This window comes from Pseudomonas sp. DCB_BI, from assembly GCF_026240995.1.
In the GTDB taxonomy this organism is placed as follows: Bacteria; Pseudomonadota; Gammaproteobacteria; order Pseudomonadales; family Pseudomonadaceae; genus Aquipseudomonas.
This window is the reverse complement of record NZ_JAPFCG010000023.1, coordinates 15,071-37,939: the sequence shown is the minus strand read 5'-3', so window position 1 is coordinate 37,939 and position 22,869 is coordinate 15,071. Positions and strand designations below refer to the sequence as shown.

23 protein-coding genes and 1 tRNA gene are annotated in these 22,869 nt (G+C 63.0%); 12 read left to right on the top strand and 12 right to left on the bottom strand.

Going from position 1 to position 22,869, the window contains the following annotated elements:
- Positions 1–233: 233 nt before the first annotated feature.
- The 3 genes from OO258_RS22435 (at position 234) to OO258_RS22425 (ending at position 4,177) form a co-directional block, all read left to right on the top strand.
- Positions 234–1,418: an MFS transporter gene (locus tag OO258_RS22435; protein WP_266032750.1), complete on the top strand. Its 1,185-nt coding sequence runs from the start codon at positions 234–236 to the stop codon at positions 1,416–1,418.
- 147 nt (positions 1,419–1,565) lie between these two features.
- Positions 1,566–1,946 (top strand): hypothetical protein, encoded by a 381-nt coding sequence (locus tag OO258_RS22430; protein ID WP_110748421.1) that lies wholly within the window; start codon positions 1,566–1,568, stop codon positions 1,944–1,946.
- Between the two features lie 98 nt (positions 1,947–2,044).
- Positions 2,045–4,177, top strand: a complete 2,133-nt coding sequence (locus OO258_RS22425) for a TonB-dependent siderophore receptor (RefSeq protein ID WP_266032747.1) — start codon at positions 2,045–2,047, stop codon at positions 4,175–4,177.
- Positions 4,178–4,672: 495 nt separating this feature from the next.
- On the opposite strand, the gene OO258_RS22420 is transcribed toward OO258_RS22425, so the two are convergent.
- Positions 4,673–4,762, bottom strand: a tRNA-Ser gene (locus OO258_RS22420).
- 198 nt (positions 4,763–4,960) lie between these two features.
- Between OO258_RS22420 and OO258_RS22415 the strand changes: the two genes are divergently transcribed.
- The 3 genes from OO258_RS22415 to OO258_RS22405 all read left to right on the top strand — a co-directional run bounded on the left by OO258_RS22415 (position 4,961) and on the right by OO258_RS22405 (position 7,524).
- A complete protein-coding gene (locus tag OO258_RS22415) occupies positions 4,961–5,650 on the top strand; it encodes a crotonase/enoyl-CoA hydratase family protein (protein WP_266032744.1) in 690 nt (229 codons plus the stop codon).
- A 119-nt stretch (positions 5,651–5,769) separates the two neighbouring features.
- On the top strand, positions 5,770–6,483 hold the full coding sequence (locus tag OO258_RS22410; RefSeq protein ID WP_110747861.1) for a lysophospholipid acyltransferase family protein: 714 nt from the start codon (positions 5,770–5,772) through the stop codon (positions 6,481–6,483).
- Positions 6,484–6,552: 69 nt separating this feature from the next.
- Positions 6,553–7,524, top strand: coding sequence for a magnesium and cobalt transport protein CorA (locus OO258_RS22405; RefSeq protein WP_110747948.1), 972 nt, complete (start codon positions 6,553–6,555; stop codon positions 7,522–7,524).
- 33 nt (positions 7,525–7,557) lie between these two features.
- Here OO258_RS22405 and OO258_RS22400 read toward each other — a convergent pair whose 3' ends face one another.
- Entirely contained in the window at positions 7,558–8,289 is a 732-nt protein-coding gene (locus OO258_RS22400) for an amidotransferase (RefSeq protein ID WP_110747864.1), read from the bottom strand.
- A gap of 526 nt (positions 8,290–8,815) precedes the next feature.
- Between OO258_RS22400 and OO258_RS22395 the strand changes: the two genes are divergently transcribed.
- Positions 8,816–9,616 (top strand): cytochrome c, encoded by an 801-nt coding sequence (locus OO258_RS22395; RefSeq protein ID WP_266032739.1) that lies wholly within the window; start codon positions 8,816–8,818, stop codon positions 9,614–9,616.
- A gap of 53 nt (positions 9,617–9,669) precedes the next feature.
- Here OO258_RS22395 and OO258_RS22390 read toward each other — a convergent pair whose 3' ends face one another.
- From OO258_RS22390 to OO258_RS22375, 4 genes are all read right to left on the bottom strand, one after another.
- Entirely contained in the window at positions 9,670–10,002 is a 333-nt protein-coding gene (locus OO258_RS22390) for a ribonuclease E inhibitor RraB (RefSeq protein WP_110747870.1), read from the bottom strand.
- A gap of 176 nt (positions 10,003–10,178) precedes the next feature.
- Positions 10,179–10,415: a hypothetical protein gene (locus OO258_RS22385; RefSeq protein ID WP_266032734.1), complete on the bottom strand. Its 237-nt coding sequence runs from the start codon at positions 10,413–10,415 to the stop codon at positions 10,179–10,181.
- Between the two features lie 203 nt (positions 10,416–10,618).
- Positions 10,619–12,676 carry an LTA synthase family protein gene (locus OO258_RS22380; protein ID WP_266032731.1) on the bottom strand — a complete coding sequence of 686 codons (2,058 nt, stop codon included), beginning with the start codon at positions 12,674–12,676 and terminating at the stop codon, positions 10,619–10,621.
- A 510-nt stretch (positions 12,677–13,186) separates the two neighbouring features.
- Positions 13,187–13,378, bottom strand: a complete 192-nt coding sequence (locus OO258_RS22375) for a PLDc N-terminal domain-containing protein (RefSeq protein ID WP_110747879.1) — start codon at positions 13,376–13,378, stop codon at positions 13,187–13,189.
- Positions 13,379–13,504: 126 nt separating this feature from the next.
- Between OO258_RS22375 and OO258_RS22370 the strand changes: the two genes are divergently transcribed.
- Positions 13,505–14,443: a ZIP family metal transporter gene (locus tag OO258_RS22370; RefSeq protein WP_110747882.1), complete on the top strand. Its 939-nt coding sequence runs from the start codon at positions 13,505–13,507 to the stop codon at positions 14,441–14,443.
- 40 nt (positions 14,444–14,483) lie between these two features.
- On the opposite strand, the gene OO258_RS22365 is transcribed toward OO258_RS22370, so the two are convergent.
- Both OO258_RS22365 and OO258_RS22360 read right to left on the bottom strand, forming a co-directional pair.
- Complete coding sequence (locus tag OO258_RS22365; protein WP_266032726.1) at positions 14,484–15,014, bottom strand: hypothetical protein; 531 nt, start codon at positions 15,012–15,014, stop codon at positions 14,484–14,486.
- A 59-nt stretch (positions 15,015–15,073) separates the two neighbouring features.
- Positions 15,074–15,598: an ankyrin repeat domain-containing protein gene (locus OO258_RS22360; RefSeq protein ID WP_266032723.1), complete on the bottom strand. Its 525-nt coding sequence runs from the start codon at positions 15,596–15,598 to the stop codon at positions 15,074–15,076.
- A 266-nt stretch (positions 15,599–15,864) separates the two neighbouring features.
- On the opposite strand from OO258_RS22360, the gene OO258_RS22355 reads away from it, so the two are divergent.
- A complete protein-coding gene (locus OO258_RS22355; RefSeq protein ID WP_110747893.1) occupies positions 15,865–16,137 on the top strand; it encodes a DUF3509 domain-containing protein in 273 nt (90 codons plus the stop codon).
- Positions 16,138–16,198: 61 nt separating this feature from the next.
- Here OO258_RS22355 and OO258_RS22350 read toward each other — a convergent pair whose 3' ends face one another.
- The 3 genes from OO258_RS22350 to aroC form a co-directional block, all read right to left on the bottom strand.
- Positions 16,199–16,735: an oxidase gene (locus OO258_RS22350; protein WP_266032720.1), complete on the bottom strand. Its 537-nt coding sequence runs from the start codon at positions 16,733–16,735 to the stop codon at positions 16,199–16,201.
- Positions 16,735–17,889, bottom strand: coding sequence for an MFS transporter (locus OO258_RS22345; RefSeq protein WP_266032717.1), 1,155 nt, complete (start codon positions 17,887–17,889; stop codon positions 16,735–16,737). Before OO258_RS22345 ends, OO258_RS22350 begins: the two co-directional genes overlap by 1 nt.
- A gap of 75 nt (positions 17,890–17,964) precedes the next feature.
- The gene (aroC, locus tag OO258_RS22340) at positions 17,965–19,056 is read right to left on the bottom strand and encodes a chorismate synthase (RefSeq protein WP_110747903.1); all 1,092 of its coding nucleotides are present in this window, start codon (positions 19,054–19,056) and stop codon (positions 17,965–17,967) included.
- Positions 19,057–19,231: 175 nt separating this feature from the next.
- Here aroC and OO258_RS22335 point away from each other — a divergent pair, with 175 nt between their 5' ends.
- Complete coding sequence (locus OO258_RS22335; RefSeq protein ID WP_266032713.1) at positions 19,232–20,194, top strand: alpha/beta hydrolase; 963 nt, start codon at positions 19,232–19,234, stop codon at positions 20,192–20,194.
- Between the two features lie 103 nt (positions 20,195–20,297).
- Positions 20,298–21,080, top strand: coding sequence for a hypothetical protein (locus tag OO258_RS22330; protein ID WP_110747910.1), 783 nt, complete (start codon positions 20,298–20,300; stop codon positions 21,078–21,080).
- Positions 21,081–21,142: 62 nt separating this feature from the next.
- On the opposite strand, the gene prmB is transcribed toward OO258_RS22330, so the two are convergent.
- Positions 21,143–22,051, bottom strand: a complete 909-nt coding sequence (gene prmB, locus OO258_RS22325; RefSeq protein ID WP_110747914.1) for a 50S ribosomal protein L3 N(5)-glutamine methyltransferase — start codon at positions 22,049–22,051, stop codon at positions 21,143–21,145.
- Between the two features lie 179 nt (positions 22,052–22,230).
- Here prmB and OO258_RS22320 point away from each other — a divergent pair, with 179 nt between their 5' ends.
- Entirely contained in the window at positions 22,231–22,821 is a 591-nt protein-coding gene (locus OO258_RS22320; RefSeq protein ID WP_110747917.1) for a cysteine hydrolase family protein, read from the top strand.
- Positions 22,822–22,869: the final 48 nt, after the last annotated feature.

Sequence of the window (22,869 nt, the reverse complement as noted above, 5' to 3'; positions counted from 1 at the left end):
CCGCTCCCACAGGCCCCCACAGGTCCAGGGCTGCAGTGAGCCTGTGGGGCGGGTTTACCCGAGACGCTTGCGCGGGCTCACCCGTTACCTCACTCAGAAAGGCCCTGGCAGCCGGCGCGCCACCATCGATCTATCCGCTTTCAAGAGGGATAAATTGAAAACGCTACATTGGCGTCATCCCTGACACTTCCTGATAATTACCCCCCATTCACTCCTGCCGCCACGAGAACCTAATGAACACCCCCCTCAGCCGCGCCCTGATCCTGCTGATGGCAACCGCCACCGGCCTGGCGGTGGCCAGCAACTACTACGCCCAACCGCTGTTGCACAGCATCGCCCAACAGTTCGGCCTGAGCACCGCCAGCGCCGGCAGCATCGTGATTGCCGCGCAGCTCAGCTACGGCGCCGGCCTGTTGCTGCTGGCACCGCTAGGCGATCTGTTCGAGCAGCGCCGGCTGATCACCGTGATGACCGTCATTTCCACCGTTGGCCTGGTCATCAGCGCCTGCGCACCCAGCCTGCCCTGGCTGATCCTTGGCACGGCGCTGACCGGGCTGTTCTCGGTGGTGGCGCAAATTCTCGTGCCGATGGCCGCGACCCTGAGTGAACCGCATCAGCGCGGGCGGGCGGTTGGCACGCTGATGAGCGGCCTGCTGCTGGGTATCCTGCTGGCGCGCACCGCTGCCGGCTTCATGGCCGAGCTGGGCGGCTGGCGCAGCATCTACGTGCTGGCCGCTGTGCTGATGGGGATCACTGCCGTGGCGCTGTACCGCAGCCTGCCGCAGCACCACAGCCATGCCGGGCTGAAGTATCCGGCCCTGATCGGCTCGGTGTTTCGGCTGTTCCTCGAAGAGCCGGTACTGCGCCTGCGCTCGCTGCTGGGGCTGCTGGCGTTCAGCCTGTTCGCGTTGTTCTGGACACCGCTGGCATTCCTGCTGGCAAAGGGCCCCTACCACTACTCGGATGCCGTGATCGGCCTGTTTGGCCTGGCCGGTGCCGCGGGTGCGCTGTCGGCCAACTGGGCCGGGCGCCTGGCCGACCGCGGCAAGGGTTCACTGGGCACCACCGTTGGCCTGGTGGTATTGCTGCTGTCGTGGGTGCCGCTGGGGTTTGCCGAACAGTCGCTGCTGGCCTTGCTGCTGGGCGTGCTGATGCTCGACCTGGCGGTGCAACTGGTGCATGTGAGCAACCAGAATGCGGTGATTGCCTTACGACCAGAAGCACGTACGCGACTGAATGCCGGGTATATCACCTGCTACTTCATTGGCGGGGCGCTGGGGTCGCTGCTGGGCACGCAGCTGTTCCAGCGCCAGGGCTGGATGGGCATTGTGGTGGCGGGATTGGTGATTGGAGCCTTGGCGTTGCTGGCCTGGGGGTTGGCCGAGCGCAAGCGCAAGAACGCCTTGCAGGTAGCCTGAAAGTCGTCGCCGTGATTCGCGAGCGCGCCCGCATCAGCCAGGGTGACAACATACCGCACTACCCTCCGTCGCCTTGGCGTTGACTTGCCTGCCCCGGCAGCGCTCAGTAGGCCCTGGTCAAATGCCAATACCTGACAGGACGATTTTATGACAAGACTCACGGTTCAATCCGGCGATTTCTTGCAAGGTGAAGGCGAGTATCGCAATGGATCGCTCACACTCAAGACCCCGCGCAGCCCGTCCCCGGGCGAGCGGATTTCCCTGGCACGTATCAGCGACCTGCGCCTGGCCAGCCTGGAATCCAACCGCAGCCTGGGCACTGCCCTGGGCTGGGGCGTGGCTGGCGCACTGGTGGCCGGGCCGGTAGGGTTGCTGGCCGGGCTGTGGCTGGGCGGCAAGGAAGAAGAAGCGACCTTCCTGGCCACCTTCAAGGACGGCCGCAAGCTGATGGCCGTTACTGATGGCAAGACCTGGTCGAAGATCGATGACAACTGGCGCCAGCATAAGCGGCCAGTCAGGGCAGGCTGACTGAATATCGCCAGGCCTGGATCGTTTTATGTTGAAGGCGGCTGGTAAGATGCCGCCTTTTTTCATGGCCTGTGCCGCGCCTCCAGGAGCCCCACCGCATGCCCCCGGTTCACCCCCGCCTGCCCCTGAGCCTGCTCAGCCTGGGCCTGGCCCTGCATTGCCCCCATGTGCTTGCCGAAGACAGCGTGCTCCTTGACCCGGTGCAGGTTTCCGACACCTACGCCAACGACGGTTACCAGGCGCGCCAGGCCACAGTGGCCGGTTTCCAGCCCGCGCCGCTGCTCGACACCCCGGCCTCGGTCAGCGTGTTCGGCCAGCAACTGCTGGAAGACCGCCAGGTACGCAAGCTCAGCGAAGTGCTGCAAAGCGACGCCTCGGTCGGCGAAAGCTATGCACCCATCGGCTACTACGAAAACTTCAACGTGCGCGGTTTCGAGCTGAACGCTGCCAGCAGCTACCGCATCAACGGCCAGACTATCGCCGGCGAGCAGAATGTTGCCCTGGAAAACAAGCAGCAGGTGGAACTGCTCAAGGGCCTGTCCGGGCTGCAGAGCGGTGTGTCAGAGCCGGGCGGCCTGATCAACTACGTGACCAAGCGCGCCGAAGACGTGCGCAGCATCACCCTATCGACCAACGAACAGGGCGAACGCTACCTGGCCACCGACCTGGGTGGCTGGTTCGGTAGCGAAAGGCAGTTTGGCCTGCGCGCCAACCTGGCCCATGAGGACATCCGCTCTTATGTAGACCATGCAGACGGCAAGCGCGACTTCGCCTCGCTGGCCTTCGACTGGCAGATCAGTGCGGATGCTACCTTGCAACTGGACGCCGAATACCAGCACCGCGAACAACGCTCGGTGCCAGGTTACCAACTGCTTGGCGGCGCCGAACTGCCCCATGGCATCGACCCCAGTGACCGTCTGGCCTATCAGCATTGGGCCAAGCCGGTGCAGAACGACTCGCTGAACCTGGGGGGGCGCTTCGAGTACCGCTTCAACGAGGCCTGGACCGGCACCCTGAGCGCGTCGCGCAGCAAGGTGGTGATCGATGACTACAGTTCGTTCGCCTGGGGTTCGAGCGAAGGCGCGTTCTTCGGCAGCAATGGCGACTACGACATCTACGATTTCCGCAGCCCTGACGACACCCGCCGCACCGACGAGGCACAGGCCATGCTCAACGGGCGCTTCGATGCGCTGGGGGTGGGCCATGAACTGACCGTGGGCAGCAGTGCGCAGCGCCGCACGCTGGACCAGCGCCCGTACTACAACGAATGGCTAGGCACCGGCAACATCTACACCGGGGCCCCGCCCCTCGCCCCGTCTGACAAGCCGGTCGGCGCCAGCGAGCGACGCCTGGACAGCCGGCAGTATGGCCTGTTCGTCAGTGATCGCATCAGCCTCAACGAGCACTGGCAGACCGTGCTGGGCGCCCGTGAAGTGCGCCTGGACGAAAAGACCTGGGACGAGAACGGTGTTGCTGGCCGCCATACCCGTCAGTACGAATTGCTGCCCAATGCTGCGCTCATCTACAAGCCGCAGGCGGATACCACCGTGTATGCCAGCTACTCCAAAGGGCTGTCGGCTGGCGGCACTGCGCCCTGGTTCGCCAGCAATGCTGCGCAGATCCTCGCGCCTACCACTTCACACCAGCTGGAACTGGGCATCAAGCACGACTGGCAGGGCCTGACCCTGAGCGCCGCGTTGTTTCAGATTCGCCAGGCTTACCAGTACGCGCGGCCAGAGGGTGCCGGCACCTTCACCTACGTGCAGCAAGGCCAGCAAAAGAACACCGGGCTGGAACTGGGCGCCAGCGGCTGGGTGACCCCGAAGCTGCAGGTACAGGCCAGTGCGGCAGCCATTCGGGCGCGGGTGCAGAACAGCGGTACCGATGACTATGAAGGCCACCAGGCAATCAATGTGCCCCGGTTCCGCGCGGCGTTGCACGCCGAATACAGCTTGCCAGTAACGGGCCTGGCGCTGCTGGGCGGAGTGCGGTACAGCGCCAGCAAGTATGCGAGCCAAGCGGGTAATGTGGAGGTTGGCGGGTATACCGTGTTCGATCTGGGTAGCCGCTACCGCACGCGGGTCGGTGGTTATGACACGGTGCTGCGGCTGACGGTGGATAACGTGTTCGACAAGCGTTACTGGCGCGATGTAGGGGATTACCTGGGGGATAACTACCTGTTCCAGGTTGCACCGCGTACCGCTCGGCTTTCGGCTTCGGTCAGCTTCTAGATCGCCGGGGCCGCCCCCACAGGAAATCGACCATCCTGTGGGGCACCTGTCTTACTCAATTTCTAGAATCTAGCGCAATCCCTGTGGGAGCGGCTTTAGCCGCGAACACCGGCGCAGCCGGTGCCATCCACCGTGTTGGATGCTTCGCGGGGCAAGCCCGCTCCCACAGGTCCAACCCCGCAGGCTTGAGGCTGATGCAGTACCTGGGGAAACAACTGGCCTGCTCAATTTCTAGAATCTAGCGCAATTGGACTGTGGGAGCGGGCTTGTCCCGCGAACACGGGCGAAGCCCGTGCCATGCACCGTGTTGGATGCTTCGCGGGGCAAGCCCGCTCCCACAGGTACCCCGCAGGCTTGAGGCTGATGCAGTACCTGGGAAACAACTGGCTTGCTCAATACCTCAAAACTGGCGCGATAGGCTGCACAGCAGCCCCCAATGGCACTTGAAAACAAAAAGCCCCCGAGCTTTTCAGCGCGGGGGCTTTTCGTAGAATGTGGCGGTGAAGAAGGGATTTGAACCCTTGATACGATTTCTCGTATACACACTTTCCAGGCGTGCTCCTTCGACCACTCGGACACTTCACCGTTTCTCTTCAAGCCTTGCAGCCTGTCGAGGTGCGCTAATTTAGTGAAAGAGCTTTCCTTTGGCAAGCATTTTTTTCAAATTTTTCATGTATTTGCACCTGGACCCGACTGGACGCTGACCGACCAGTCAGCCTTGCTGCTTTACCTCGCCCATTGCGCTGGGTAACGTCTTCGCCACGCCAACAAAAGGACTCTGCCATGAGCGAGCTGATTACCTACCACGCCGAAGACGGCATCGCCACCCTGACCCTGAACAACGGCAAGGTCAACGCCATCTCGCCGGACGTCATCACGGCCTTCAATGCCGCGCTGGACCGCGCCGCCGAAGAACGGGCGGTGGTGATCATCACGGGGCAGCCGGGCATCCTCTCGGGTGGTTACGACCTGAAGGTGATGACCAGCGGGCCCAAAGAAGCCATCAGCCTGGTCACCGCTGGCTCCACCCTCGCGCGCCGCCTGCTGTCGCATCCGTTCCCGGTCGTGGTCGCCTGCCCGGGCAATGCCGTGGCCAAGGGTGCCTTCCTGCTGCTGTCGGCCGACTATCGCATTGGTGTCGAAGGGCCGTACAAGGTGTGCCTGAACGAAGTGCAGATCGGCATGACCATGCACCACGCAGGCATCGAACTGGCCCGCGACCGCCTGCGCCGCTCGGCCTTCCATCGTTCGGTGATCAATGCCGAGGTGTTCGACCCGCAAGCAGCGGTGGATGCCGGCTTCCTTGACAAGGTGGTGCCGGCCGAGCGGTTGCAGGAAGCGGCGCTGACCGTGGCGCGGGAATTGAAGAAGCTGAACATGCTGGCGCACAAGAACACCAAGCTGAAAGTACGCAAGGGGTTGCTCGAAGCGCTGGACAAGGCGATCGAACTCGACCAGCACCACATGGGTTGACCGCTCGAGCCCTTTCGCGGGCAAGCTCGCGAAAGGGCGCGAACAGTCTCACACACAGGTTTGCCCCAACCAGTGCACACCCGTACACTGCCTGGCGACTGTCTGGTGTGAGTCGTACCATGCTTTATTCGTTGCGCATGTTTCTGCTGGCGCTGCATTTTCTGGCCGTCGGCGCCATCGGCCTGCTCATTGGCCTGTGCCGGCCCTTCAACCCCGACAACAGCCGCGTATTCGCCCGCCTCTATAGCCGCCCGGCCACCTGGCTGATGCGCATCAGGGTCAAGGCCGAAGTCGGCCCGCTGTGGGACCAGCCGCCAGGCTGCGTGATCGTCGCCAACCACCAATCCAACTTTGACCTCTTCGTGCTGGGCCAGGTCGTGCCACAACGCACGGTGGCCATCGGCAAGAAAAGCCTGGGCTGGATCCCGCTGTTCGGCCAACTGTTCTGGCTGGGTGGCAACGTGCTGATCGACCGCAAGAATGCCTACCAGGCGCGCAAGGCCCTGCAGAAAACCACCCGGGTGCTGCAGGACGATACGTCGATCTGGATTTTCCCCGAGGGCACGCGCAACCCCGGCGAGCATCTGTTGGCATTCAAGAAAGGCGCGTTCCACATGGCCATCGAGGCCGGTGTACCGATCGTGCCTGTGTGCGTCAGCCGCTATGCCGGGCGCATGCGCCTGAACAGCTGGCGTCAGCGCACGGTCATCGTGCGCTCGCTGCCGCCGATAGCCACGGCCGGCCTGACCCAGCAGGACCTGCCGGCGCTGATCGAGCAGTGCCGGGGGCAGATGCAGCAGTGCATTGACCGGATGGAAACCGAGCTGGCCTGATCCGGGTTGCTCTTGAGCCGGGTACAGCCCAAGCTGTACACCGTGTTCAACCGGAATAAGCGGGCAACCATGGGTCGAGTCGTGGCGTCAGCGGTGTACAGCGCCGGCAGGAAAGTCACCAACATCAGCATCGACGAAGGCAGCGAGTGGGCGCGCAAGCCGGGGCATTTCGTGTGGATCGGCCTTGAAGAGCCCAACGCCGAGGAACTGGCTAACCTGCAGTGCCAGTTCAACCTGCACGAGCTGGCCATCGAAGACGCGCTGGAAAAACACAGCCGGCCGAAGCTGGAAACCTTCGGCGATGCGCTGTTCATCGTCACTTACTCACCGGTACGCCACGAAGGCAAGCTGGAGTTCATCGAAACCCACATCTTCGCTGGCAACGGCTACATCATCACCTGCCGCAACGGCCACTCCAAATCCTACGCCATGGTGCGCCAGCGCTGCGAGGCGCGGCCTTTGCTGCTGGAGCACGGCGAAGACTTCGTGCTGTACGCCTTGCTCGACTTCGTTACCGAGAACTACCAGCCGGTCAGCGAAGCCATTCATGGCGAGATCGAGGCGCTGGAGCAGAGCGTGCTGGGTGGTTCACTGCAAGAGGACGACATCCGCCGCCTGCACAGCCTGCGCCGCGACATCCTGCGCCTGCGCCGCTACGTGGCACCAATGGTGGAGATCAGCGAGGAACTGCAGCGCCTGAGTTTCCCGTTCATCGACAAGAACATGCGCCCGTATTTTCGTGATGTGCAGATTCACGTGACCCGGCAGATGGAAGACCTGGCGGGCATCCGCGACATCGCCAGCCAGACCATCGAAATCGGCATGTTGCTGGAGTCGTCACGGCAGAGCATCGTGCAGCGCAAGTTTGCGGCATGGGCGGCGATTCTGGCGTTCCCTACGGCGATTGCCGGGGTGTACGGGATGAACTTCCAGAACATGCCGGAGCTGAGCTGGCATTACGGATATTTTGCAGTGCTGGGGGTGATTGCGGCGGGATGTACGGGGCTGTATGCCAGCTTCAAGAAATCGGGTTGGTTGTAAGACTTTTGGGGCCGCCTTGCGGCCCCCTAGCCATTATGCCGCGTCGTGCTTGTTCACAGGCTGCTGGATAAACCGCAACATCCACTCCCCTACCAGATCGCCCTGGTGCTCGGTGGCCAGGCTGGCCACGGCCTTGTGGTACACCTCGTTGCCCAGGTGTTCCTGACGGGCATCGAGCAGAGCCCTGGAATAGTCGTGGACGAACTCCGGGTGGCCCTGGAAGCACAGCACCTGGTCGCGAATATGGTACGCCGCGTTCGGGCAGAAATCGCTCGAGGCAATCACAGTGGCACCTTCCGGCAATTCGGTCACCTGGTCCTGATGGCTGATCAGCAAGGTCAGCTCCGACACTTCCGGGTCCATCCACGGCGCATGCGCCGCCAGCGAATAGCGATGAATGCCCACGCCCCAGCCCTTTTCGGCGCGCTCGGCCTTGCCACCCAGGGTCAATGCCAGCAACTGGTGGCCGAAACACACGCCCAGCAACTTCTCGCCACGCTCGTACAACTTCAGCAGGTAGGCCTTGAGCGTCTGGATCCACGCATCGGTGCCAAACGAATCGGCCTTGCTGCCGGTGACCAGATAGGCGTCGAACACTTCATGCTCGGCGGGGTAGTCGCCGTTCATCACGTTGTACACACAAAATTCGGCGGCGATCGGCTGACGCGAGAACAGCTGCTCGAACATCCTGCCGTAGCCCTGGTATTGCGCCGTCAACTCCGGACGCAGGACATCGGTCTCAAGGATGCAGATGCGTAACGACATAGGAATAGTCCTGAACGACATGGGTGGGAATCTGCTGTAGAGACTGACGCGAAAGGCACGTACAAGCAAGTAGGCTGCACTGACGAACGGTCACATTTCGTCGGCGACCCGCTAGCAGCACTGCCAGTGTCTAACGAGAGCCTGCCAGCGGGCTGGCACATGGCCTCATAACTATAATGAATCAAGAGATCATGCAAATAGAACAAAGGGTTCTCAAATATGGATCCCGCACACCCTACTGTTGGTTGTATATCGAATTACTAGAGGCATGCAGTTCTGGCGTGATGCAACGCCGCTGCGATCGACCCGAAGCGCGACAAGGAAGCCAACGGGTATTCAGGAATAACAACAAGAAGGCGGTCCGCCATGTTCAGACAATCGAAAATTCGCCAAGCTGGGCTCATTTTATTCGCCACCACATTACTGCTGATACTGCCGAACCTGACCCGTTTGTTCGGCTGAGGCGGCGGTGGCGCCGGGGGTAGCGCACAGGTAACCTGCTGGCCTTGATGGTCGGAGAACGCCTATGCGCCGCTGCCTTACCCTGTTTGCATTGCTTTTGAGCCTGCCGCTGTCGGCGGCGCAACTGCAGCTTGAGCTTGGTGCCCAGGCGCGCCAATGGAGCAGCGCCGAACTGCTCAGCCACCCGCAGGCTCGGGTAATCAGCATTGAACAGGATGTTTCCTACAAACGGCCCATGCATTACCGCGCCGTGCCGTTGGCTGCGCTGTTACCCGGCGTAAGTGCCAGCGACCACCTGCAGGCCGTGGCGCTGGATGGCTTTGCGGCAGAGATGCCGGCTGCGCCGCTGCTGCAGCAAGGGCCGGCACGTGCGTGGCTGGCCGTGGAAGACCCGGGCAAACCGTGGCCACCACTGGGCCCTGGCAAACCAGGGGCCGGGCCATTCTACCTGGTGTGGACAGCCCCCCAGGCCAGCGGCATTCGCCCCGAGCAGTGGCCGTTTCAGATTTCGACGATTCGCAAACTCACGCCCGTAGCACAGCGTTTTCCAGCGCTACTGCCGGACCCGAAGTTGACGGCCAGCAGCCCGGTGCACCAGGGTTTTGCGCTGTTCCAGCAGAACTGCCTGGCCTGCCACCGGCTGAATGGGGCCGGGGACGCGCAGGTGGGGCCGGATTTGAATCTGCCACATAACCCGACCGAGTACTTTCAGCCGGCTTACCTGCGCAAATTGATACGAAACCCGCAAAGCTTGCGGCAGTGGCCGCAGGCAAAGATGCCGGGATTTGACGAGCGCGTGTTGAGCGAGCAGGAGCTGGACAGTTTATTGGCCTATCTAAGCCATATGGCTGGGCGCAGGCCCTGAAGAAATGTGCGTTTCTTCGCGGGCGAGCCCGCGAAGAAAGCAGGGTGTAACGGTCAGGCTATGGGTCGCTCGTGCTTGACCCCCCATCCTTCCACCTCCCCCCCATAAGGTGTCACCAACTGCTCGAAGGTCTCTTCAAAATCGCCAATCCCGCCATGGGTGGCGTACATGACTTTGCTCAACTCCAGGTGCCAGGCGCCATCGCCCAGCTCCTTGACCTGGGCATTCAACGATTCCCCGCGAAACTGACCGGCCGCGCGGCGCGCCCCTGCTTCGTCGGGGAAAATGGCATAGAACTCGATGGGGTGGATCTGGGTGAAGTCGAAACCGCCTGCTTTCATCTGGCGCAGGACGTTACTGCTGATGTCGTCGTTCTGGCTGCTCATGAAACGTCCTCCTGAATAATGCTATGGATAGACTTTCCGTGCACTACGCACCTGCCGGCATTTGCCGGGCAGTTCGAGCTGATGCAAGACGCGAATTGAAGCGGTGCCAACCCGCAGAATAGGCAGGCACCTTCCCTCATCCTAGCGCCTGAACAGACGCCACGCAAACGTGTGGGTCAGGGCGCTTCGTCAATGCGGGTGATGGTCACCCCGCTATGCTCCTTGAGCCAGCGGGCGGTCGGGGAAATGGTGCGGTCCTGGAAGTCGTTGAGGTCCAGCTCGTCCATTACCGGGAACAGTTGCGAACGGATGGCCCGCGCGGCTTCCTCTTCGCTGGGGCGGTGCTCAGCCCGCAGCATCATGGTGGACGGTTCGCCTTTTTGATCGGCAAAGGTGACTTCCCACTCTTTCATTGAACAAGTCCTCCCAATCCAGGGACACCAAGGTGTGATGCCTGATTAACTGACCTTGGGGCAGGGAGAATGTTCAGTCTGTGAGGGCCTCTCGCGGGGCAAGCCCGCTCCCACAGCGATATCACCGGCCGGACTGCGATGATAACCCTGTGGGAGCCGGGCTTGCCCCGAGGAATGGGCCGCCAAGCGGCCCTTTTGCAGCCTTACTTCGGCGTGCCGTGCACCACCCCAGCCGTGTTGTCCAGCAGGCTCTTGGTCGCCGTCTGGATATACGCTTCGAGCTTCTTGAGCATTTCCGGCTGGTCCGGGCTTTCGATCAGCTCGGCCTTGAATTCGCTGCCCAGCTGGTAGCGGTACATGCGAGGGGTCATGTCCTTGGACTCGATCAGGATGCGGTCACCCTGCACCAGGCCGACGATCTGCTCGCTGCCAGACGGCTTGATCATGCCCACGCCCTGGTCGCCCTCAGGCAGGTTGAGCAGGTCGCGGCCCCAGCACTGGTGACGCGCCTGGCCACCCAGGCGGCCCATGATGGTCGGCACGATGTCGACCTGGGTGCCCACGGTGTGGTTTACCGCACCGAACTTCTCCTGGATGCCCGGGGCAATCAGCAGCAGCGGTACGTTGAAGCGGCCCAGGTCCAGCTCGGTGACCTGCTGGTGGTTGCCGAAGCCATGGTCGCCCACGATGACGAACAGGGTGTCCTTGAAGTACGGCTCTTTACGTGCCTTCTCGAAGAACTGGCCCAGCGCCCAGTCCGAGTAACGCATGGCGGTCAGGTGCTCATCCAGGCGGCCCTGGCCGGTAACCTTCTCGACCGGCAGGTCTTTCGGCAGCGCATACGGAGTGTGGTTGGACAGGGTCTGCAGCAGCGCGTAGATCGGCTTCTTGCCGTCGTGCTTGGCCAACTCCTCGTTGCCGCGGTCGAACATGTCCTGGTCGGACACGCCCCACGTCGGGTCGGAGAACACCGGGTTGACGAAGTCGTTACGGCCGATGAAGGTGGTCATGCCCTGGTTGCCGAAGAACCCGGACTGGTTGTCCCAGGCAAAGTCGCCGTTGTAGACGTACACATCATCGTAATCACGGGCGCTGAGCAGCGCCGGCAGGCCCGACAGCTTGTGGCCACCTTCCGGGGTCTGCATCAGGTATTCGAAACCTGGCAGGTTGGGGAAGCAGGCCATGGTGGCGAACATGCCTTGGTGGGTATGGGTGCCATTGGAGAAGAAGCGGTCGAACAGCAGGCCTTCCTTGGCCAGCTTGTCGAAGTACGGGGTGATGTTGTTCGGGCTGCCCAGTGCACCGACCGAGTGGCCAGCGAAGCTTTCCATCAGGATCACCACCACGTTCTTGATCGGCAGGGTCCGCTCGGCCGGCGGCAGGAAGTCGCGGCGGATGGCAGCCTCGTCGGCGTCGACCAGGGTGTCATTCGGGGTGAGCAACTGCTTGCGTACGGTTTCGGTCGCCACGCCCTGCTCCAGGACCGGCTTCCAGATGTTGGCGCGGTCCTCGCCGAAGCGGCTCTTGGCAGCGTCGATCAGGGTCAGGGTGCCGTTCAGGCCCAGCTGGTTGACGAAGTTGGAGTCGGTGGTAAAGGCGTCACCCCAGCGCATCGGCGGGCCTTGGCGCAGGGTGCCACGGGCGGCAACCACGGCCACCAGCAGGATCACCATGAACACCGCCAGGCGGTTGTACCACGGCGCAACGCGCTGTTCGCCCTGGCCCCGGGTGATGCGGTCGATGCCTTTGAACAGCAGGCTCAACAGCCAGGTGCCGAAGGCCCAGGCCAGCAGATAGCGCACCACCGGGAAGCCGTACCAGAGCATGCTCATGACGGTTTTCGGGTCTTCCTTGATGTACTGGAACACCAGGCCGTTGAGGCGCTGGTGGAACTCGCGGTAGAAGTCCATCTCCATCAAGCCGAGGAACATCACCACGCTCGAAGCGAGGGTCAGCCAGAAACGGAACACACCACGCCGGGCCATGGCCCAGGGGCTGAGGATGGCCAGCAGCAGCGGAATGCTGAGGTACACCACTACCCGCAGGTCGAATCGCAAGCCGTTGAGGAAGCCCTCGGCGACGGTCGAATAGGGCGTATCGCCGATCATGTCGCTGTTGTAGACCAGCAGTGCCAGGCGCACGAGGCTGAGCATCAGCATGATCACAAGGGCGCTTAGCAGCGTGTAGGCCAGGTGGGATTTCAGGGTCGGCGAGAACGATGCTCGCGCGCCCCGTTGCTTCAGGGCGTCCGTGTTAGCCATGAATGGGAAGGTCCTAGGATTGCGGTTTGCGGAGATGGCGGTGGTGCTAGACCAACGCAGCATTGTGCGGGTGCGGATTCTGTTTAAACCAATGTGAAAATTTTGTCACGGCCCCATTACTGCTTATGTCTGTGACAGCGGTTCGTGGAAGCGGGCTTGCCCCCGAAACTGACGCCGTGGAGGATGGCACGGGCTTCGCCCGTGTTCGCGGGACAAGCCCGCTCCCACAGGGATTGCGCTAGATTCTGGAAATTGAGCAAGCCAGTTGTTTCCCCCAGGTACTGCATCAGCCTCAAGCCCACAGGGATTGCGCCAGATTCTAGAAACTGAGCAAACCAGTTGTTTCCCCAGGTACTGCATCAGCCTCAAGCCACAGGGATTGCACTAGATTCTAGAAACTGAGCAAACCAGTTGTTTCCCCAGGTACCGCACCAGCATCAAGCCCACAGGGATTGCGCCAGATTCTGGAAATTGAGCAAGCCAGTCGCTCCCGAAAGCACTGCACCGGGCTCAGATCCGCACATTGCCCCGCGGCCCGGCGATCGCCCAGATCACCAGCCCCACCACCGGTAGCAGTGCGATCAGCAATATCCACAACACTTTGATGCCCACCTCGCTGCTGCTTTTGATCACATTGAGGATGGCCCAGATATCCAGCGCCAGAATGATCAGCCCGACCAGGCTGTTGAATGTCGACCCCATGCCTAAACTCCTGTCCAGAGGCTTTGCTGCACAGCATAGTCAGCTATCGCGGCAATAGAAGGGAATCCTTGGCGGTTGGTGCAGGTCCCTGAGTAGACTGCCTGCATACATTGATTCGAGGTTCGCATGCCCCCGGCCCACACCCAAAGCGCCCACACCCCCTCACTGCTGAACGCCTGGCGCCAGCAGGTCGTGAACACCCCCTGGCTCAGCGCGGGCCTGGGGCTGAGCCTGTTGGCAGTGATCGTGCTGCTGGCGGCCAGCTTCTGGAACGCTGTGAACGGCGACCATGCCGACAACCTGCACCTGGCCGTGCTGGGCGGCTTGTCCGGCTTTGGCGCTACCGCCCTGGGCGCAGTCCTGGCGGTGGTGCTGCGCGATGTCAGCGCACGCACCCAGGACGTGATGCTCGGTTTTGCCGCTGGGATGATGCTGGCGGCCAGTTCGTTTTCGCTGATTCTGCCTGGCCTGGACGCCGCCCGCGAAATCACCGGCAACGGCCCGGCCGCGGCGTTTACCGTGGTACTGGGCATGGGCCTGGGCGTGCTGCTGATGCTCGGCCTCGACCGCTTCACCCCGCACGAGCACGAAAGTACCGGCCCATGCGGGCCCGAGGCCGAGCGCATCAGCCGGGTGTGGCTGTTCGTTCTGGCGATTACCCTGCACAACTTGCCTGAAGGCATGGCCATTGGCGTGAGCTTCGCCAATGGCGACATGAACATCGGCCTGCCGTTGACCAGTGCCATTGCCATCCAGGACATCCCCGAAGGGCTGGCCGTGGCGCTGGCCCTGCGCGCTACCGGGCTGTCGAACCTGAAGGCGGCGCTGGTGGCGATCGGCTCCGGGCTGATGGAACCGCTGGGGGCGGTGATCGGGCTGGGGATCTCCACCGGCTTCGCCCTCGCCTACCCGATCAGCATGGGCCTGGCGGCGGGGGCGATGATCTTTGTGGTGAGCCACGAGGTAATCCCCGAAACCCACCGCAACGGCCACCAGACAGCGGCGACACTGGGCTTGATGGGCGGGTTTGCGGTGATGATGTTCCTCGACACCGCACTGGGCTGAGGCTGAACACCGGCCCCTGCCACAAGGGCCCTGACAGGCGTTAGATGTGTACAGCGACTTTCAGGGCTTCCAGGGCCGGCTCCACCTTGATGCCCACCTCTGCGCCCAACTCCAGCACCCGCGCCAGGTCATGCTGCCCCACCATCACCATCTGCAGTTCGTCATCCAGCAACTGGCTGAAATTCAGCAGCACATACCCCCCGGCCTCTTTGTTCAGCGCGCCCATCTGTACCTGGATGCGGTTCAGCGCAGTCAGCGGCTCGGTGCGGGCAAGTTGCTTGGGCTTGAGGGTAAACGGCACGCTGTTGTCGAACGACTCGCTGATTTGCTGGAACAGGTCCTGGTAGCTGTCGGCCTGGAACACCACGGTGTCCGGCAGGCTGCCCAGCACCACCCACTCGCCCAGCGGGATAGGGAAGCTGTCGTCGTAGTTGATATCGGGGTTGGCGGCCAGGAAGGCGGCCGGGTCGGCGTAGGCCTGGGCAGCCTCGTCGGCGATGCGCTCGATGTCGGCCTCGCGCATGCAGCCAGCGCCAATAAGGCTGATGAATTCGAGCAACTGAGTTTTCATGAAGGGGGCCTGCGACGGGTGAAAAGTCGCCAAGGATAGCCGCAAATGCCCCCTGGCGGTTAGCCGGCCAGCACTTGCAGCCGCGCGGCAGCATCCACTGCACCCATGGTCTGCGCCGCCATCAGCGCAGTGGCGCCGCGGGCATCCTGGCGCGCCGGGTCGGCCCCCTGGTCCACCAGGTAGTCGAGGATTTCGCAGCGGTTGAACATGGCCGCCAGCATCAGCGCAGTTCGCCCGTCCTGTGCGGCAGCGTCCACCGGCACGCCGTGCTCCAGCAGCAGGCGGATCATCGCCAGGTCACCCTTGAACGCCGCACCAGCAATCGGTAGTTGGCCGTTGTCATTGGCAATCAGTGGGTCGGCGCCTTGCGCCAGCAGTACCCTGACCGCTTCATGGTGGCCGTGGTAGCTGGCCAACATCAGCAGGGTGTCGCCCTTGTGGTTACGCAAATTGGCTGGCAGGCCGCTGGCAAGCAGGCGCCCGAGCATTTCGGCATCGCCCTGGCGGGCACGTTCGAACACTTGCTCGGCAAAGGCGGCGGTCTCGTCATTGGTCATGGTGGCGGGCGCGGTTTGGCTGGACATCGGGAACCTCCTGGCAGAAATGATTGCCCAAGTGTTTGTCAGGCACGCCGATGCGGTCAAAGGTTCAGATTCTATTGCATCGATAGGTAAAGCCCCCACCATGCAAAATGCACTGTGCAAAATGCACGACCATGCAGCCTGCACGATGCCGCTTCTGAAAAAAACACTTAAACCCCTGTTTTTGCTGGAATTTTAAGACCGTAAGGTTCTGGCACGGTCGCTGCAACATTCAACTCACGTCTGCCACATTACAGCCAGGAGTTGATATGGACCTCATTCAGCAAAAGTTCGTCTCGGTATTTTCGGCCTACCAGGTAAATACCCAAGCCCGCCCCGATGGCGGCGTGCTGCTGACCCTGCGCGCTGCTGATGGCAAGGTTACCCGCCGGGTGCTGACCTATGGCCAACTGCACAGTGCCGAGCAGCTGTCGTGGGCGATCAGTGCAATCCGCCGCGACCTGGCCGAGGAGGCCAGTGAACTGCCCGTGATCAACATGCTGCAAAGCCAGCAGCGCTTTGCCCTCCCGACCTACCGCTGAGTTTTGTAACGGCTTGACTGGCCTCCTTGCGGGTGAGCCCGCGAAGAGGCCGGCAATGCGATTACAACTCGTCGATTCCCAGAAACGCCCGTGACGTCACATCCCCGGTAAACCGCGCCTGCACGCCCTGCTCGCTGCCATACAGGCGCAACGCCAGGCAAAACGGCGTCTGACCCAGTTCCACCCAGCGCCGGATCCCGGCCGGCACTACCAGCTGGTCTCCCTTCTCGCACAGCACCGAATACACCCCATCCGCCAAACGCAGGCCTACCTGCGCCCGGCCACTGACCACGGCAAACACCTCGTCGGCGTCATGCACATGCTCATCACGCACATCGACCTGCGTCGGGTCTTCACCGTCACGGTTGAGCACCACGAAGGCCTGGCTGCCATGCGCCGTCATCAGCTGGTCCAGATAAGCACGGCAGGCCTCCAGCACTTCTGCCTGGGCAGTGCCCGGGCGCACCCGCAGCCCATGCTCGGCATGCGCCAGGCGCACGCCGTGCTCGGCGAGGGTGGCGGCAATGTCATCGTGGTGGGTCAGCACCTTGTTCGGCAGGTCCGGGCTGGCGGGGTGAAAAACGCAGAGAATGCTCATCAGGGGCGGGTCCTGGTCGGTTGCGCACAAAGGCCTATGATAACGGCTGCAGCCAAGGCTGCGGCACTGGCCATACCAAAGGTGAAGGTGGGCCCCAGCAGTTTCCAGCTGTAGCCCGAATACAATGCGCCCAGTGCGCCGCCGGTACCCGACAACGCAGCGTACAGGGCCTGGCCCTGGCCTTGCTGGCGGGCGCCGAAACTGGCCTGCACGAAGGCGATGCTGGCTGCGTGGAAGCAGCCGAAGGTGGCCGCGTGCAGCAGCTGGGCGAAGATCAGCACCGCCGGCTCACCGGCCAGGTTGCCCAGCAGCAGCCAGCGCCCGGCCGCCAGCAGGAAACTGGCCAGCAACACCCGCTGCACGCTGAAGCGGGCGAACAGGCGGCTCATCAGCATGAACATCAGCACTTCGGCCACCACGCCCAGGGCCCACAGCAGGCCAATGGCGCCACGGCTGTAGCCCAGGTGCTCCAGGTGCAGGGTGAGAAAGGTGTAATACGGCCCGTGGCTCAGTTGCATCAGCGCCACGCAGGCATAGAAGGCGACTACCCCGGGTGCCCGCAACTGCTGCAGGAAACCACCCGTATTGCTGCGCTCGCCCTGCTCCACCGGCTGGGCATTGGGCACCCACAGGCTGGCAGCGACGATACCGGCCATGATCGTGACCAGCGCCACAGGGTAGATGTCCAGGCTCAGCCACTCGAACAGCCGGCCCAGGCCGACCACCGTAAGGATGAAACCGATCGAGCCCCACAGCCGAACCTGGCTGTACCGGGAGGTCTGCCCGTGCAGGTGGGCCAAGGTAATGACCTCGAACTGGGGCAACACGGCATGCCAGAAAAACGCATGCAGGGCCATCACCAACGCTAGCCAGGCGTAGCTCTTGCCGAAGAAAATCAGCGAAAAGGTGGCCAGGGTACACAGCGCGCCCAGGCGCACGATCAGTAGGCGCTGACCGCTGCGGTCGCCCAGCCAGCCCCACAGGTTGGGGGCAATGCAGCGCATCAGCATAGGGATGGCCACCAGCTCGCCAATGCGCGCCGGGGAGAAGCCCAGGTGGTCGAAGTACAGCGCCAGGAAGGGGGCGGTGGAGCCCAACAGGGCGAAGTAGAAGAGGTAGAAACTGGACAGGCGCCAGTAGGGGATTGCGGGCATGGGTTCAGCCAATCAGGTTGTTTCCTGCACCGGCCTGTTCGCGAACTTGCACGCGAACAGGCCGGTGCAGACGAATCAGAGCTGGCCCAGCACCGGGGTATTCACGTGCACATCGGCATTCTGCGCACGGTGGCGCAGCAGGTGGTCCATCAGCGCAATAGCCATCATCGCCTCGGCGATTGGCGTGGCGCGGATGCCCACGCACGGGTCGTGGCGGCCTTTGGTGATGACGTCCACCGGGTTGCCATCGACGTCGATGGAACGGCCCGGGGTGGTGATGCTGGACGTCGGTTTCAGCGCCAGGTGGGCAACGATCGGCTGCCCCGAGGAGATCCCCCCCAGGATGCCGCCGGCATTGTTGCTGAGGAAGCCTTCCGGGGTCAGTTCGTCACGGTGTTCGGTACCGCGCTGGGCGACACTGGCGAACCCTGCGCCGATTTCAACACCCTTCACGGCGTTGATGCTCATCAGCGCATGGGCCAGTTCGGCATCCAGGCGGTCGAAAATCGGCTCGCCAAGACCAGGCATGACGCCTTCGGCGACCACGGTGATCTTGGCACCTACCGAATCCTGGTCACGGCGCAGCTGGTCCATGTAGGCCTCCAGCTCCGGTACTTTGTCCGGGTCGGGGCTGAAGAAGGCGTTCTGCTCCACCGACTCCCAGGTTTTGAACGGGATTTCGATCGGGCCCAGCTGGCTCATGTAGCCACGCACGGTGATGCCCTGGCTGGCCAGGTACTTCTTGGCGATGGCGCCCGCGGCTACGCGCATGGCGGTTTCGCGGGCCGAGCTGCGGCCGCCGCCGCGGTAGTCGCGGATGCCGTACTTGTGGTGGTAGGTGTAGTCGGCGTGGGCCGGGCGGAACAGGTCCTTGATCGCCGAATAGTCCTTGGACTTCTGGTCGGTGTTGCGGATCAGCAAGCCGATCGAGCAGCCGGTGGTGCGGCCTTCGAACACGCCGGAGAGGATTTCAACCTCGTCAGCCTCCTGGCGCTGGGTGGTGTGCCGGCTGGTGCCGGGCTTGCGCCGGTCAAGGTCGTGCTGCAGGTCGGCGAGGGAAATTTCCAGGCCCGGAGGGCATCCATCGACAATGGCGACCAACGCCGGGCCATGGCTTTCGCCAGCGGTGGTGACAGTGAACAGCTTGCCGTAGGTATTGCCGGACATGGACGCTCCGCGAGATCTGCCTGAAATGGACGAAAGCGGCAGTATACAGATGCTTTGCTCGCCTGTGCTGGCTCTTGACGTGTGCCCGCTCTCACAGCACCGCCACCCGCTGCACAGCCCCAGAACCTTCCCGCAAACATTGGGTCAAATCTCCATCTCCCCATGTAGTAACCACATGATGTCGCGCCTCGTCGCCTTTCTCCTCCTGCTGTGCACCGGCCTGGCCCAGGCAGCAGCCCCTACCGTGCTGCAACGCCCGATCGACCTCGACACCGGCCAAGGCGTGCTGCACGGCAGTTTGCTGCTGCCACAACAAGCCACCCCGCCCCCCGTGGTGCTGATTATCGCCGGCTCCGGCCCTACCGACCGCGACGGCAACAACCCGGCGTCCGGCAGGGTCGACAACCTCAAGCGCCTGGCCCTGCTGCTGGCCGGCGAACACATCGCCAGCGTGCGCTACGACAAGCGCGGTGTGGCCGCCAGCCAGCCGGCGACACCCGACGAGCGTGATCTGACCGTGGAGCGCTACGTGGCCGATGTGGTCGCCTGGAGCCACAAGCTCAAGGCTGACCCGCGCTTCGGCCCGCTGATCCTGATCGGCCACAGCGAAGGCGCGCTGATCGCCAGCCTGGCCGCCGAACAGGCCGGCGCCAGCGCTGTGATCACGCTGGCCGGCAGTGGCCGACCCATGGCTGATGTACTGCGCGAACAGCTGGCCCAACGCCTGCCACCCGCGCAGCTGGCCAGTGGCAGCGCCCTGCTCGACCGCCTGCAGGCCGGGCAGACCAGCCTGGAGGTACCGGCACCACTGCGCCAAGTGTTCCGCCCCAGCGTGCAGCCGTACCTGATATCGCTATTCCAGCAAAACCCGGCAGCCGCCTTTGCCCGCCTGCCCATGCCGGCGCTGATCGTGCAGGGGCGCAACGACGTGCAGGTGGACGTGGCCGATGCCGAGCGCCTGAAAACGGCCAAGCCGGATGCGCAACTGGTACTGATCGACGGCATGAACCATATGCTGCGCATCAGCCCCAAGGACATGAGCCAACAACGCGACAGTTACCTCAACCCCGAATTGCCGCTGGCGCGCGAGTTGGGTGAGCAGATTGTGACGTTCATCCAACATTTGCCATCGGCCTGACCCTCAGGTCTTGGCCAGGACGGCCGATAATTGCGGTATTAGCGGCGCGTTGGGCCTGCTCACGCAGCCCCTGCCGCCTGCCCGTATCCAAGGACAAGCCCTGATGACCACCGCCCCCGTCGCCGCAGAACCGGCCGAAGAACCTCAGCAAAGCCCTGCCCTGCCCTGGGCCGAGCTAACCGCCGAACACTTCCAGTTGCTGCGCCTCGCCGCCCTGCCCATCGACCGCAGTACCGGTGCGCGGCCGCTGCGCTTTGTGCAGTTTGGCTACGCCGAGCGCCACGACAAGGCGCACAGCCTGCTGCGCATGGAAATCACCCTGCCTGGGCAGAAGGTACACAAAGAGCAGAACCGCCTCGACATCCGCGTCGACCATGCCGAACGCCGGGTACGCATTGGCAGCGAACACGGCCTGCAAATTGAGCCGGTCAACCGTGGCATCGGCCGCTTCATGCTGGCCCAGGCCGCGCAATGGTTGCAGCGCAAGTGGTCGCACTACCAGGTAGAGGGCATGGCGCTGCCGAGCAAGGATGCGCTGAACGAGGATTCACGCCTGCGTCGTGACAACTGCCTGCGCGGGGTGGGGATCGAGGTGGAGTACGAGGACAACCAGCACTTGAAGGGCCGCACCGTGGACATGCCGGCAGGCCAGTTGAAGGCGGCCTGGAACAGTGAGCGCTTGCAACGGGTAGAGATCCTGGATGCCGCCCACCTTCTGCAGCAGGCGGACCAGCAGCTGCAGGAAATGGAAGGGCAGCTGCGCGAGCGGGATGAGCGAGTGGCCAAGTACCGGCGCGAAGATGGCGGCTTGCGCTTCACCATTACCTGCCTGGTGGCGTTTGCAATGTTCCAAGCGGGGTTGCTGATCTGGATTGCCACCCGCTGACACCGCGTCGCCTGCTTGCGGGCAAGCTCGCGAATGGGCTGCAAAGCAGCCCCCCTTCGCAATCAGACCCGGGCTTTGAACAACTCCTGATGCCGGCGGCACTGCTCGGCCGTCAGCATGAACACCCCATGCCCGCCGCGCTCGAATTCCAGCCAGGCAAAGTCCACCTCAGGGTATAGCGCCTCGACATGCACCTGGCTGTTGCCCACCTCGACAATCAGCAAGCCCTTGTCCGTCAGGTGGTCGGCCGCTTCGGCCAGCATGCGCCGTACCAGGTCCAGGCCATCATTGCCGCAGGCCAGGCCAAGCTCTGGCTCGTGATGGTATTCGGCCGGCATGTCGTCGAAGTCTTCGGCATCGACATACGGCGGGTTGGACAGGATCAGGTCGAAACGCTGCCCCGGCAAGCCGGCAAAGCCATCGCCCTGCACGGTGTACACGCGGGTGTCCAGGCCGTGGCGCTCGATGTTCTGGTTGGCCACTTCCAGGGCCTGGAACGACAGGTCGGCCAGCACGACTTCGGCCTCGGGGAACACGTCGGCAGCCACGATGCCGATGCAGCCCGAGCCGGTACACAGGTCGAGGATGCGCGCCGGCTCGCTGGCCAACCAGGGTTCGAAGCGCTTTTCGATCAGCTCGCCAATCGGTGAGCGCGGCACCAGCACCCGCTCGTCGACAATGAACGACATACCGCAGAACCACGCCTCACCCAGCAGGTAGGCCGCTGGCACGCGTTCTTCGATACGGCGCTTGAGCAGGTGCTGCAGGCGTACCCGCTCGTCGTCCTCGAGCATGCAGTCCAGGTAGCTGTCGGCCACCTCCCATGGCAGGTGCACCGCGCCCAGCACCAGCAGGCGGGCCTCGTCCCAGGCGTTGTCGGCACCGTGGCCGAAGAACAGGTCGTGCTCGTGGAAGCGGCTGACCGCCCAGCGGATATAGTCGCGCAGCGTGCGCAGACGGGATGTGATCACGGGGTACTCCTAATTCAGACCGGACAAAAGTCTAACAGCCCGGGGCTCACATTTGTTCCATCGGATCGTCTGCGGGCTAGCCACAGGCCAGTAACCATGCCGCTTGCGTTGTCAACCATTCCCATTGGCGCCAATGCAAGGGAGAATAGGTGTACAAAAGCCCTTCCAAGGAGCCCTTGATGTCCGTTCCAACCACGATGTTCCGCCTCACTGGCCGCGACTACCCGCCGGCCAAGCTGAGCCACGCCAGCCTGATCATCATCGATGCGCAAAAGGAGTACCTCAGTGGTCCCCTGCAGCTGTCGGGCATGGACGAGGCCGTGGCCAACATCGCCAGGTTGCTCGACGCCGCGCGCAAAAGCGGCCGTCCGATCATCCATGTTCGCCACCTGGGCACGGTGGGTGGCCGCTTCGACCCACAGGGGCCGGCTGGCCAGTTCATTCCAGGGCTGGAGCCACTGGAAGGCGAAATTGTCATCGAAAAGCGCATGCCCAACGCATTCAAGAACACCAAGCTGCACGAAACGCTGCAGGAGCTGGGCCACCTGGACCTGATTGTCTGCGGTTTCATGAGCCACTCCAGTGTCAGCACTACCGTTCGCCGCGCCAAGGACTATGGTTACCGGTGCACGCTGGTGGAAGACGCTTCGGCAACCCGCGACCTGGCGTTCAAGGACGGGGTGATCCCGGCCGCGCAGATTCACCAGTGCGAAATGGCCGTGATGGCCGACAACTTCGCTTGCGTGGCCCCTACCTCCAGCCTGATCTGAGGCGCTGGCACGACCGCCCGGCAGCCGGGCGGAACCCGATGGGCGGCA

Coding starts and splice junctions, on each gene's coding strand:
- aroC (WP_110747903.1), bottom strand. CDS start 19,056: ATGTCCGGCAATACCTACGGCAAGCTGTTCACTGTCACCACCGCTGGC.
- OO258_RS22350 (WP_266032720.1), bottom strand. CDS start 16,735: ATGAGCATTCTCTGCGTTTTTCACCCCGCCAGCCCGGACCTGCCGAAC.
- OO258_RS22330 (WP_110747910.1), top strand. CDS start 20,298: ATGACCACCGCCCCCGTCGCCGCAGAACCGGCCGAAGAACCTCAGCAA.
- OO258_RS22405 (WP_110747948.1), top strand. CDS start 6,553: ATGGGTCGAGTCGTGGCGTCAGCGGTGTACAGCGCCGGCAGGAAAGTC.
- OO258_RS22375 (WP_110747879.1), bottom strand. CDS start 13,378: ATGGGGTCGACATTCAACAGCCTGGTCGGGCTGATCATTCTGGCGCTG.
- OO258_RS22425 (WP_266032747.1), top strand. CDS start 2,045: ATGCCCCCGGTTCACCCCCGCCTGCCCCTGAGCCTGCTCAGCCTGGGC.
- OO258_RS22430 (WP_110748421.1), top strand. CDS start 1,566: ATGACAAGACTCACGGTTCAATCCGGCGATTTCTTGCAAGGTGAAGGC.
- OO258_RS22415 (WP_266032744.1), top strand. CDS start 4,961: ATGAGCGAGCTGATTACCTACCACGCCGAAGACGGCATCGCCACCCTG.
- OO258_RS22355 (WP_110747893.1), top strand. CDS start 15,865: ATGGACCTCATTCAGCAAAAGTTCGTCTCGGTATTTTCGGCCTACCAG.
- OO258_RS22390 (WP_110747870.1), bottom strand. CDS start 10,002: ATGAGCAGCCAGAACGACGACATCAGCAGTAACGTCCTGCGCCAGATG.
- OO258_RS22360 (WP_266032723.1), bottom strand. CDS start 15,598: ATGTCCAGCCAAACCGCGCCCGCCACCATGACCAATGACGAGACCGCC.
- OO258_RS22335 (WP_266032713.1), top strand. CDS start 19,232: ATGATGTCGCGCCTCGTCGCCTTTCTCCTCCTGCTGTGCACCGGCCTG.
- OO258_RS22395 (WP_266032739.1), top strand. CDS start 8,816: ATGCGCCGCTGCCTTACCCTGTTTGCATTGCTTTTGAGCCTGCCGCTG.
- OO258_RS22320 (WP_110747917.1), top strand. CDS start 22,231: ATGTCCGTTCCAACCACGATGTTCCGCCTCACTGGCCGCGACTACCCG.
- OO258_RS22380 (WP_266032731.1), bottom strand. CDS start 12,676: ATGGCTAACACGGACGCCCTGAAGCAACGGGGCGCGCGAGCATCGTTC.
- OO258_RS22410 (WP_110747861.1), top strand. CDS start 5,770: ATGCTTTATTCGTTGCGCATGTTTCTGCTGGCGCTGCATTTTCTGGCC.
- OO258_RS22365 (WP_266032726.1), bottom strand. CDS start 15,014: ATGAAAACTCAGTTGCTCGAATTCATCAGCCTTATTGGCGCTGGCTGC.
- OO258_RS22370 (WP_110747882.1), top strand. CDS start 13,505: ATGCCCCCGGCCCACACCCAAAGCGCCCACACCCCCTCACTGCTGAAC.
- OO258_RS22400 (WP_110747864.1), bottom strand. CDS start 8,289: ATGTCGTTACGCATCTGCATCCTTGAGACCGATGTCCTGCGTCCGGAG.
- OO258_RS22345 (WP_266032717.1), bottom strand. CDS start 17,889: ATGCCCGCAATCCCCTACTGGCGCCTGTCCAGTTTCTACCTCTTCTAC.
- OO258_RS22435 (WP_266032750.1), top strand. CDS start 234: ATGAACACCCCCCTCAGCCGCGCCCTGATCCTGCTGATGGCAACCGCC.
- OO258_RS22385 (WP_266032734.1), bottom strand. CDS start 10,415: ATGAAAGAGTGGGAAGTCACCTTTGCCGATCAAAAAGGCGAACCGTCC.